We start from the raw sequence: 12404 nt of genomic DNA on the forward strand, positions 1-12404 counted from the left end.
CTTGATAGTGGCAAGCTAAATGAGAGTGTGAAGCGCAAAAAATAATGCGCTTTGTAGGCCTAGCCAGATTAGAAGTCGCCAGTTCAGTTGGCGATGAAGCTGCGCAAGCTCAATGGCACTGGGCACACGTACGCCGCCGATGCGTGGGCGCTGACGTTTGTTGTCGCCATAAATGGCTGGGCCACCCAAACTTAAATCATATTGATGGGCAATAGCGCAAAGCAGCCAACCTGGGCCGGGTAAAAACCAGAGTTTGGCTTGGCGAAATATGCCGGAAAATGCTTGTTTGCCTCGCTTACCAAAGGCACATAAAAGTGCAAAGAGGCGCAGCGGAATGAGATCGGCTAAGGCGAGAATATTGGTCGACGCGGTACCAAAGGGAAAAAATTCACTGCGGCTAGGCGACCAAGTGCGCGCCAGCGTTAAGGTCAAACGATACATCGCGGCGCCGATGCCACCAAAGCAGCCATACCAAAATAGCACGGCGACAACTTCGCGACCGTAGCCAAGGATCATCAGCTCTGCGGTGGCCTTGCCTAGTCCATTTTCCGATAGGCTTTCCGTTTGTCGATTGAGTTTCGCGGCCAAAATGCGTCGACTGGTTTCTTTGTGCGCTTGCGCCAAGCTGGCGATCAAGCTCTGGCTAACTTGTTGCAGTGGACGCCAACCAAGGCTAAGCCAAAGCAGCGCAGCATCCAATAGCCAAGGTGAACTGACTAAAGTGGAAAGGGCAATCAGTACCACCAAGCTTGGAAACCAAAATAGCGCCCAAGTCATGGAGCCTGAGATCAGATTTTGTTGGCGTGAATTATGCGGTTGATTGACCTTTTGCGCGATCACCTTAGCCAATCGTTGATAGATAGACCAAGGTGAAAGCGTATTGGGCAGTGGCAATAAAAGATGAAACAGCAGCGCGCCCCAAAAAGTAAAAAGCGCAAGGTGATGTTCCAATAGATGCCACGCCGTCATGATTAGGCCATTTTTTCAAGCATGCGCACAATCATCTCAGATGAGCGTGCAGCCGCTAGTGGTAGAAACTCATCAAAGCTCATTGGTGAGGCTTTGTCTGCTACATCAGAGATAGCGCGAACCACTACAAATGGCACTTGGAACTGATGACAGGTTTGCGCAATGGCAGAGGCTTCCATTTCAACGGCAACTACGGTTGGGAAGTTGGCTTTGATTTGTGCTTGGCGTTCGCTGCTACAGATAAATGCATCACCAGTACAGATCAAACCGCGCACGGCATGTTGCTCTGGGCTTGCTTCAATGGCTGCTTCAGCTTGCGCAATGAGAGTTGCATCAGCAATAAATGCCGCAGGTTGGCTGGCCATTTGACCAATTTCATAACCAAACGCAGTGACATCGGCATCGTGATGGCGCACTTCTGTTGAAACAACCACATCACCGACATTCAGTGATGGATCAAAACCGCCTGCAGAGCCAGTGTTGATGACCACTTCTGGTTGGTAGTGATCAAGTAATAGGGTGGTGCCTACAGCGGCAGCCACTTTACCAATGCCAGATTGCAGCAAAATCACGTCATGGCCCTTGAGGTTGCCAGTATAAAAGTGGCAGTTGGCGATAGTGGTTTGTGTCAGGTTTTCTAGTTGATCTTTGAGGATCGCGACTTCTTGTTCCATCGCGCCAATAATGCCGATTTTCATAATATGGTTCTTTTGGGTTTTATCAGAATAGGCGCTCAGTCTAGCATAAATTTCTATCAAGTCAGCGGGGTGAAACCGCTTCAATTGCGCTTTTGAGCTTTAGGAAGGTGTAACTCAAAAGCTAATTTTCGGGTATAAAAAAGCCAGCCCTTATAGGGCTGGCAAAACTGGAAGGTCGTTTTTATTATCACGATAGCATTAAAGAATCCGCTTTCGCTTCAAGATGGGTGTTACCCATCAAGTATTGGTCAATGGCGCGGGCGCATTCACGCCCTTCGTTGATACAGCGAACCACTAAAGACTGACCAGTGCGCATATCGCCAGCGGCAAATACACCTTGTTGGTTGGTTTGAAAATCCGTGGTCGCCACATTGCCGCGATCGTCCAAGGCAATATCAAGCTGCGCCAGTACACCCGATGGTTCTGGATGTAAAAAGCCCATGGCCAAGAAGGCGAGATCGCAAGGGATATCACGCTCAGAGCCTTCCACTTCGGTAAAGCTTGGACGCTCGCCTGGCTTAGCGTCTTGCCAGACGATATCGGCGATACGTAGCGCTTTGACGTTCCCTTGGCCATCATCAATAAAGGCCTTGGTCAAAATATTCCAATGACGCTCACAGCCCTCTTCATGCGAGGTCGAGGTGCGAAGAATCATCGGATATTGCGGCCATGGCATATTGGCTGGACGCTTTTCTGGTGGCACTGGCATGATTTCCACTTGGGTAATGCTCGTAGCGCCGTGACGGTTTGAGGTACCGACACAGTCTGAACCGGTATCACCACCACCGATCACCACCACATGTTTACCCTTGGCGTGAATCTCTTGCGTTTTCAGATCCATCCCATTGGCACGGCGGTTGTTCTGGCCCAAAAACTCCATGGCAAAGTGAACGCCCTTGAGTGAACGGCCATCAATCGGTAGATCGCGCGGTACGGTTGAGCCACCAGTGAGTAGCACCACATCATAGTCATGCTGAATTTGCGCGGCACTCACATCGACACCCACATGGGCATTGACCACGAACTCTACGCCAGCTTCGCGCATCAAATCGATTTTACGATCGATGATATCCATGCCTAGCTTAAAGTCAGGAATACCAAAGCGTAGCAAGCCACCCACTTTTTCATCGCGCTCAAAGACGGTCACGCTATGACCGGCGCTATTGAGCTGCTCTGCAGCCGCCAGTCCCGCAGGACCTGAGCCGATGATCGCCACGGTTTTACCGCTGCGCGAACGTGGGGTTTTGGGCTTGGCGTAACCTTCTTTATAGGCGCGCTCAACAATGGTTTTTTCCATGTTACAGATGGTGATGGGATCTTGGTTGATACCCAAAACACAGGCTGTTTCACAAGGCGCGGGACAAACCCGACCTGTGAATTCAGGGAAATTGTTGGTTGAGCTTAAAATTTGCCACGCTTCTTCCCAGCTATCGCGGTAAACCGCATCGTTAAACTCGGGAATGATGTTGCCAATTGGGCAACCGCTGTGACAAAACGGTACACCACAATCCATACAACGTGACGCTTGCTCAAAGATCTTGTCTCCAAACTCATCGTTTAAAACAAACTCTTTGTTATCGGCGATACGAACCGCTGGGTCCTTTTTACCCGGCAACTCTCGGCCGAACTCTAAAAATCCAGTTGGCTTACCCATTGACGGCCTCCAATGCTTCCTTGTTATTGGCTTCTGCTTTGCGTTTTTCTAGCACGGCTTTGTAATCTCGTGGCATCACTTTGATCATTTGCTGCAAGCTGCTTTCCCAGTTATCAAGGAAGGCTTGCGCCACTGGACTGCCAGTGAGCTGCGCTTGGTTGTTGATCATGCGTTGCAGCAGTGCAATGTCTTCGGCATCAAGCGGATCAAGATCAACCAGCTCAGGGTTGAGTTTGCTGTTGAAGTCGCCATCGCGATCCCAAACATAAGCCGTACCACCACTCATGCCTGCGGCAAAGTTACGACCTGTGCTACCGAGAATAATGGCCACACCGCCGGTCATATATTCACAACCGTGATCGCCAATCCCTTCGACGACGACGCTGGCACCTGAGTTACGTACACAGAAGCGCTCACCTGCGATACCGCGAATATAGGACTCACCTGACGTCGCGCCGTAGAAACAAACGTTACCGACAACAATGTTTTCTTCGGCCACAATATCGCTATTGGTATGCGGATAAAGCACCAAGGTACCGCCTGATAGGCCCTTGCCCCAGTAGTCGTTGGCATCGCCTTCAACTTCAAAGGTCACGCCTTTGGCTAGGAAGGCACCAAAGCTTTGTCCAGCACTGCCGTTGAATTTCACTGTCATTGGCTGTGGTAGCCCTTGGTCTTTGTAGACTTTGGAGATCTCATTGGAGAGCATGGTACCGGCGCTGCGATCGGTGTTTACGATCTTAAATGCAGCATCCACTTTTTGCCCTTGCTCAAGCGCTGAGCGCGCTGCTTCAATCAACTGACGATCAAGGATCATATCCAAACCATGCTCTTGCTGACGTTGGCAGTACATGCCATCGCCTTCGCGCGGCTCTTCTTTATAAAGTGCCACATCCAAGTTGAGGTTTTGATATTTCCAATGGCCAATATCGCGACGCACACGTAGGTGCTGTGATTGGCCCACCATTTCATTGATGGTGCGATAACCAAGCTCTGCCATGATTTCACGCAGGCCTTCAACCATGTATTGGAAGAAGGTGACCACATCATCAACACGGCCATCAAAGCGCTCACGCAGGGTTTTGTTCTGCGTTGCGATACCGACAGGGCAGGTGTTGAGGTGACACTTACGCATCATGATACAGCCCTCAACCACCAAGGCTGCGGTAGCTACACCCCATTCTTCGGCACCGAGTAGGGTGGCAACGGCGAGGTCACGCGGTGTTTTCATCTGACCATCAGACTGCACCACAATTCGGTTACGCAGACCATTGCGAAGTAGGGTTTGGTGCGTTTCAGCAAGACCCAACTCCCATGGCAGACCAGCATGTTTAATTGATGACAGTGGTGATGCACCTGTACCACCGTCAAAGCCGGCAATCAGTACAACATCGGCTTTGGCTTTCGCAACCCCAGAGGCAATGGTACCGACGCCAGCTTCAGAAACTAGCTTGACGTTGACACGCGCTTTACGGTTGGCATTTTTCAGATCGAAAATGAGCTGTGCCAAATCTTCGATGGAGTAGATGTCATGGTGCGGCGGTGGTGAAATCAAACCAACCCCTGGGGTGGAGTGGCGGGTACGGCCGATCCAATCATCCACTTTATGGCCTGGTAGCTGACCACCTTCGCCTGGTTTTGCACCTTGCGCCATCTTAATCTGAAGCTCATCGGCATTGGTCAGATAGTAAGAGGTCACACCGAAACGGCCGGAAGCAACCTGCTTGATCGCTGAGCGTTCCCAATCACCATTGTCTTTTCGCTCAAAGCGAATTGGGTCTTCGCCGCCTTCACCTGAGTTGGATTTAGCGCCAATGCGGTTCATGGCGATGGCCAAGGTGGAGTGTGCTTCATGAGAGATGGAACCAAAGCTCATGGCACCTGTGGCAAAGCGTTTAAGAATATTTTCCGCTGGCTCCACTTCCGATAGGGGAATCGCACCCGCAGGATTTTTAATAAACTCAAATTGGCTACGCAGGGTGGCTGCGTTGTCGCCTTGGCTATCCACTGCGCTGCAGTATTGTTTGAACTGAGCGTAGTCTTTGTTGCGCGTTGAGTTTTGCAATAGGTGAATGGTTTCAGGGTTAAACAGGTGTTTTTCACCACGCTGTTTCCACTGGTAAACACCGCCGACATCCAACACTTGCATTGGAATTTCACGAGTTGGGAAACCAAAGCGGTGACGAATCAACACCTCTTTGGCGATGTCATCAATGGACAAACCTTGAATACGAGTCACTGTGCCGGTGAAGTATTTATCCACCACAGCTTTGCTGATCCCCAGCGCTTCAAAAATTTGCGCGCCATGATAGGACTGCAGGGTGGAGATCCCCATTTTCGAGAAGATCTTCAATAGGCCGGCATTGATCGCTTTGCGGTACTGCTCAAACAGCACTTCGGCACTTTGGTCTTGATTGAGGCGTTTTTTACGCTGCAGCTCAACAATAGTCTCATGCACCAAATATGGGTTTACTGCGTTAGCACCATAGCCCACAAGTGTTGCAAAGTGATGGGTTTCACGGGCATCGCCTGTTTCCACCACGATGTCACATTTGGCGCGCAGGCCTTTGCGGATCAGGTGATGGTGCACCGCGCCCACTGCCAGCATCGCTGGAATTGCGGCGTGGTTTGAGTTCACCGCGCGGTCAGTCAATACAATAATCGAGTAACCATCGGTGACCGCATCTTCTGAGTATTGGCAGATGCGTTTCAGTGCACGCTCAAGCTTGCCTTGATCTTCACTGGCGCGAAATACGATATCGAGCGTCTTGGCTTGCAAGTGATCGTTATCGATGGCGCGCAGTTTCTCAAGTTCGCTGTTGCTTAGAATTGGGGTTTCAAGCTCGACTTTACGACAGTGCTCAGGCGTTTCTGCTAATAGGTTCTGATCCTTACCTAGATAAGTTTTCAGTGACATCACCATGCGCTCACGGATCGGGTCGATCGGTGGGTTGGTGACCTGAGCAAAGAGCTGCTTAAAGTAGTGAGAGAGATGCTGTGATTGGTGTGACAGCACCGCCAATGGCCAGTCAGCCCCCATCGCACCTAATGGCTCTTTACCATCGCGCACCATGGGAATGATGATCTCATTGACTTCTTCACTGGTCACGCCAAAGGCTTGTTGACGATGTAGCAGCGTTTCTGAGGTTGGTTGCTGATGCAGATTTTCAGGCTCTGGCAGCTCAGTGATTGGGAATAGGTTTTTCTCAACCCATGCCTCATAGGGCTGTGCGGTGGCGATTTCCCGTTTCACCTCTTCATCAGAGATGATACGGCCTTGCTCAAGGTCCGCTACAAAGATCTTACCTGGCTGCAAACGGCCACGAAGCTGAATATTTTCAGGGGCAATCTCAATGACCCCAGACTCGGATGCCATGATTAGGAAATCATCTTTAGTCACGGTATAGCGTGATGGACGCAGACCATTACGGTCTAGTGTGGCCCCCACTTGTACACCATCGGTGAAACAAACAGAGGCAGGGCCATCCCAAGGTTCCATCAAGGTGGCATGATATTGATAGAAAGCATGCATGGTTGGGTCGAGATTTTTGTTCTCTTGCCATGCTTCAGGAATCATCATCATTAAGGCGTGCGGCAGGCTGCGGCCAGAGAGCACCAACAGCTCGAGCGCCATATCAAAGTTGGATGAGTCAGAACTTCCTTCTTGGCAAATCGGCAGCAGCATTTGTAGCTCGGCTGGCGTGAATAATTTGCACTCAAGAATTGCTTCACGTGCGCGCATCCAGTTGAGGTTGCCGCGAACAGTATTGATTTCACCATTATGTGCGATATAGCGGAAAGGCTGTGCCAAACGCCATTTCGGGAAGGTATTGGTGGAAAAGCGTGAGTGTACCAGCGCTAGTGCGGTCACCATGGCTGGGTTTTGCAAATCAAGGAAGTATTGCGGGACTTGCGCTGTGGTCAACTGACCTTTATAGACCAAGGTCTTATAGGAGAAGGAGTTGATATAGAAGTTATCTTCAATACCTGACACGCTCTCAAGACAGATACGCACGGTATAGTTGCGTAGAACATAGAGTTTACGTTCAAGCACAGCTGGATCGCACTGCTCACCACCGGTAACAAACACGTGTTCAAAGTGCGGCTCAGTACTCAGGGGATCGGCGCCGATCATTGAGTTATCGGTTGGCAGTTCACGATAGCCAATCAGTTCCAGATCAAGACGCTTGATATTACGTTCTAGAATTTCACGACATTGTTGACGTTGATGTGGATCTTGCGGGAAAAGTACGACGCCGACACCATAACGGTTAAAGGCGGGAAGATTGAACCCAAGGTCTCGGGTCTCTTCAAGGAAAAATTCGTGGGGCTTTTGTAAAAGAATCCCTGCACCATCACCGCTACAAGGATCACAACCTTGGCCACCTCGGTGCTCCATACGCGCGAGCATTTCCAATGCTTGGCTGACGATTTGGTGTGATTTGCGGTTTTTTAGATGGGCAACAAAGCCGATACCACAGGCATCGTGCTCAAGCTCAGGCACGTACAGGCCCTGAGCAGTTTGCGCATTATCTGTCATAGATACGTCCTTCCAGTTGACGCAGTTTCGCTGCGACCAGCGACTGCTTTTATCCCTATCATGTTTTCGCTACGCCCAATTGATATGGCAGGATGCCGTGGCGTAAAAAGTGAGGTTTGTGATGTGTTTTTGTGATGCACCTGGCATTGTGAATCACCTCACAAAACTCGGTTAAGCTCAACTGTGACAGGTTATTATCACGGTTAACTTTATTTTCTTAGGTTTTTTATTGGGAAAATTCATATTTTTCGAATAAAAAACCGACCAAAAAATAGTCGCGTATGAAACTATCCTACATATTTGATTTAGTAATTACCATTAAAAAATTAAAGCTTTGTTAAAATTAAATCCAAGTTAAGGTGGATAAACGTAACGAAAAAGGGTGTAAATTCGGATGATATCTAAAATATAGTGATATCCACTAATGATTGATTGTTGCGAGATGCGCAACGTGACAATTGTTTGTGAGCCAGTCGACTATAAAACGATAATTTTTTGTGAAAATGTAATTTATTCTCATTTATATCTTGTTTTCCTTCATTTTTATTTCCGCCCTGTGGTCAGAAATGCCTTTATGTTAATATTTCCGGCGATTTTCTCCGTCGCGACTTCCGTTTTTTAGCGCGCAAAACAAAGAGCATTTTTATTCATGCAGTTACATCAGTTGGTGAATACCTTCGGCCAAGATCTTCAACGTCGTTATGGCGAAAAAGTACATAAACTCACCTTACATGGTGGTTTTAGTTGTCCGAATCGCGATGGCACTTTGGGCCGTGGTGGTTGCACCTTTTGTAATGTTGCCTCTTTTGCTGATGAATCCACGCAGCGTCATAGTATTCGTGAGCAGCTTTCAGCGCGCGCTGATGAAGTCACCCGAGCTAAGCGTTACTTAGCTTATTTTCAGGCTTACACCAGCACCTATGCTGAGGTGCAGCTGCTGAAAAAAATGTATGAAGAAGCGCTGCAAAGTGCCGACATTGTCGGTTTGTGTGTGGGGACGCGGCCTGATTGCGTGCCGGATGCGGTGCTTGACCTATTGTCTGAATATCATCAGCAAGGCTATGAAATTTGGCTCGAGCTGGGGTTACAAACCGCCAATAATCAAACCCTCAAACGCATTAACCGAGGCCATGACTTTGCTGCTTATGCTGCGACTTGCGAAAAAGCGCGCGCACGTGGATTAAAGGTGTGCACACATTTAATTATGGGCCTGCCGGGTGAAGTGCAAAGCGATTATATGCAAACCTTGAATCGCACTTTGGCAGTGGGTACCGACGGTTTGAAATTGCACCCTCTGCATATTGTTGAAGGCAGCACCATGGCCAAGGCTTGGCAAGCGGGGCGACAGCAGGTGATTAGTCTTGAGCAATATATTGAAGCGGCAGGAGAGATGATTCGTCACACCCCGCCTGAGGTGATCATTCATCGCGTGACGGCTTCGGCAAGGCGTCCAACCTTACTGGCGCCACTTTGGTGTGAAGGGCGCTGGAAAATGATGCATGCGGTTGCAGAATACTTAAATCAGCATGGCGCACAGGGCAGCGCATTGAATCAAAGCTTTGTTTATACCGCGCCAGTACTAAAGTAATTTGAGACTTGATCACGGATTTGTTGCCCAGACTTAGCGCTGGGCATTTTTTTATGTGGGCTTGGGTTAAGATACAGGTTCACAGAGGGAGCAATTTTTCATCATGAAACCAATCAAACAGCTCGCACAATATTACGTCGACCTTTTGGTCAAATTGGGCTTGGTGCGATTTAGTATGCTACTGGCGATCGCGCTGGTGGCCTTGGCGATGTTTGTACAAATTGGCCTGACCTTGGTGGTTGAAGGTCGCGTTCATGATGTGGATATTGTTCGCTCGATCTTCTTTGGTCTCTTGGTTACCCCGTGGGCGGTGTATTTTCTTTCGGTGGTGGTGGATCAGCTCGAAGAGTCTCGCCAGCGTTTGACCAAATTTATCCATAAGCTGGAAGTGATGCGTGAGCGTGACTTAGAGCTGAATGCGCAGCTCAAAGCCAACATTGAACTGCTTAATGAAGAGATTGAAGTGCGTCGACGCGCAGAGCAAGAGCGTGAAGCGGCATTTGCTGATTTAGAGGCTGAAGTCTTTGAGCGTGAGCGCGCGCAGTTGGAAGCTGCAGAGCAAAGTTTGCTACTGCGATCATTTCTCGATGCTTCGCCGGATATCATCTATTACCGTAATGAAGAGGGCGTATTCTCAGGTTGTAACCGCGCGCTGGAAGAGATGATCGGTATGACCGAGCAGGATATTCAGGGCCTAACGCCGCACCAAGTGTATACCCACAAAGTGGCTAAAGAGATCGCCCAGACTGATGCGCAGGTCTTTGCCACCAGTGAGTCGCTTTGCTATGAGCAGTGGATGAACTACCCCGATGGCCGCAAAGTTTGTATGGAGATCAGTAAGACCCCACTTTACGGCCGAGATGGACACCGAATGGGGGTGGTAGGCTTTGGCCGTGATATCACCGAACGTAAGCGCTATCAAGAAGCCTTGGAAAAAGCCAGTCAGGAAAAAACCACCTTTATCGCCACTATTAGTCATGAGTTAAAAACGCCGCTTAATGGCATTGTCGGCTTAAGTCGCATGCTGCTTGATACGCCGCTTTCTGATGATCAGCGCAACTATATTCGCACCATCAATATCAGCGCTATTACGCTTGGCAACATCTTTAATGATCTCATTGATATCGATAAATTTGACCGCCGCCGGTTGGAATTAAGGCCAAGCGCTATCGATTTTCATGCCTTTGTTGCAGATATGGAAAATATGGTGGGCTTGCTGGCTGAAGAGAAGGGGCTGCATTTTCAGTGCGATCAGCTAACCGATCTGCCACATCATATTGAGGTGGACTCCACGCGATTGCGACAAGTGCTCTGGAATCTGCTGAGTAATGCCATCAAATTTACCCCTGAAGGGAATATTGATGTACGCGTCAGCGCTGAAATTATTGGCGATCAAGCAGAGCTTGAGTTTGAAGTGGAAGATACCGGTATTGGGATCCCCAAGGCAGAACAAGACAAGATTTTTGCCATGTATTATCAGGTGAAAAGTGGCAAGAACAATCTGCATGCCATGGGGACGGGGATTGGCTTGTCAGTATCGCGGCAATTGATTGAATTTATGGGCGGCGAGATCATCCTCGATAGCGAAGAGGGCGAAGGCAGTCGTTTTGTTATTCGACTTACAGTGCCCGTGGTACAGCAAGCCGACCCAAGCGATAGCATGCCAACTGAGAAGCAGCAGCATCTGCGCGTCTTTATGGTCGAAGATGTGCCACTGAATGTGACCATTGCTCAAGGTTTGCTTGAAAGTCTTGGCCACAGCGTGACAGTGGCGATGACCGGTGAAGAGGCGCTGGCCAAATTTGAACCAGAGCAATATGACTTGGTGCTACTGGATATTCAGCTGCCCGATATTACAGGGCTGGAGGTCGCTGAGCGATTGCATCAGCGCTACGCATCCTTGCCGCCACTGATTGCGCTGACCGCCAATGTATTGCGGGATCAGGCGCAGTATCGTGAGCATGGCATTATCGATGTGGTGACTAAGCCACTGAGTGTCAAATCACTTAGACAAGTGATTCATCGGCGCGTCCTCAAGGATGACGCGGCTTTCACTGAAACCGACGCACTCAAAAATGAGACGAATGTCAAAATTAACATGCAACAACTCGAGGCCGTTCTAGATTTAGAGATGTTAGAGTCCTATGTCGAGATTGTTGGTGTCGAGCCAATGCTCAAAAGTATTGATATGTTTGAAGCCATGATGCCTGACTATCTGGCTTTACTCGAAGGTAATTTGGTCGCAGGCGATCAACAGGGGATTACCAGCGAGGCGCATAAAATGAAAGGCGCAGCAAGTTCCATAGGGCTAAAACACCTCCAACAGGTGGCCCAAAAAGCACAATCACCGGATCATCCTGCTTGGTGGGAGAACATCAACTCTTGGGTTGATGAGATAAAAAGTAGCTACCAGCAAGATGTCGAATTACTAAGGAGCTGGTTAGCCCAACAAGAGGGGTGAAACCATGAAATGGATGGCTGTGCTCGCGCTACTGACCGTGGTGGGTTGTAGCGCACAACCACAATATAGTCAGTTACGAACGTCAGAAATTATGGCCTCGGCCAGTGACTCGATCTTACTGCAAGCGGTACCTCTGGATATGGATGCCGCAATCTTTCTCAATCAAGGCCCTCAATTCGACCGCCAGAGCACAATGCCAATGGCCAGTGTTCGTTTACTCGGGAATGCGCGGGTCATTCCTCAAGATATCGAAATCAAGACAGTTGTGATGCGCCAGCCTGGCCATGTAATGACCTTAGCAGAGCATCAATTTGAAATGCATCAGTCAACAGATTCGGATATTTGGCGCCTAGATAAAGGCGCATTGGCTAAAGTGGATCAATCACAGCCAGTGGATGTATATCTGATTTTTGAACACGACGATGCTTTATATGTATTACAGCAAAGGCAAGTGCGAGTACAGGCTGTTTACTAAGCCTATCAGTCGATAAATG

General features: G+C 49.2%; 7 protein-coding genes. 3 read left to right on the forward strand and 4 right to left on the reverse strand.

Annotated elements, in window-relative coordinates:
• Positions 1-15 precede the first annotated feature (15 nt).
• The 4 genes from L9P36_RS02375 to gltB all read right to left on the reverse strand — a co-directional run bounded on the left by L9P36_RS02375 (position 16) and on the right by gltB (position 7861).
• Positions 16-969 carry a cobalamin biosynthesis family protein gene (locus tag L9P36_RS02375; RefSeq protein ID WP_237464608.1) on the reverse strand — a complete coding sequence of 318 codons (954 nt, stop codon included), beginning with the start codon at positions 967-969 and terminating at the stop codon, positions 16-18.
• A gap of 2 nt (positions 970-971) precedes the next feature.
• Complete coding sequence (mtnN, locus tag L9P36_RS02380) at positions 972-1667, reverse strand: 5'-methylthioadenosine/S-adenosylhomocysteine nucleosidase (RefSeq protein WP_237464609.1); 696 nt, start codon at positions 1665-1667, stop codon at positions 972-974.
• A 187-nt stretch (positions 1668-1854) separates the two neighbouring features.
• Positions 1855-3321 (reverse strand): glutamate synthase subunit beta, encoded by a 1467-nt coding sequence (locus tag L9P36_RS02385; protein ID WP_237464610.1) that lies wholly within the window; start codon positions 3319-3321, stop codon positions 1855-1857.
• Complete coding sequence (gltB, locus tag L9P36_RS02390; RefSeq protein ID WP_237464611.1) at positions 3314-7861, reverse strand: glutamate synthase large subunit; 4548 nt, start codon at positions 7859-7861, stop codon at positions 3314-3316. The genes L9P36_RS02385 and gltB overlap by 8 nt, the downstream gene beginning before the upstream one ends.
• A gap of 649 nt (positions 7862-8510) precedes the next feature.
• Between gltB and mnmL the strand changes: the two genes are divergently transcribed.
• The 3 genes from mnmL (at position 8511) to L9P36_RS02405 (ending at position 12385) form a co-directional block, all read left to right on the forward strand.
• On the forward strand, positions 8511-9449 hold the full coding sequence (gene mnmL / locus L9P36_RS02395) for a tRNA modification radical SAM protein MnmL/YtqA (RefSeq protein WP_237464612.1): 939 nt from the start codon (positions 8511-8513) through the stop codon (positions 9447-9449).
• 103 nt (positions 9450-9552) lie between these two features.
• Positions 9553-11910, forward strand: coding sequence for an aerobic respiration two-component sensor histidine kinase ArcB (gene arcB / locus L9P36_RS02400; RefSeq protein WP_237464613.1), 2358 nt, complete (start codon positions 9553-9555; stop codon positions 11908-11910).
• A gap of 4 nt (positions 11911-11914) precedes the next feature.
• Positions 11915-12385, forward strand: a complete 471-nt coding sequence (locus L9P36_RS02405; protein ID WP_237464615.1) for a hypothetical protein — start codon at positions 11915-11917, stop codon at positions 12383-12385.
• The last annotated feature ends 19 nt before the right edge of the window (positions 12386-12404 follow it).

Source organism: Vibrio stylophorae, assembly GCF_921293875.1.
Lineage (GTDB): Bacteria > Pseudomonadota > Gammaproteobacteria > Enterobacterales > Vibrionaceae > Vibrio_A > Vibrio_A stylophorae.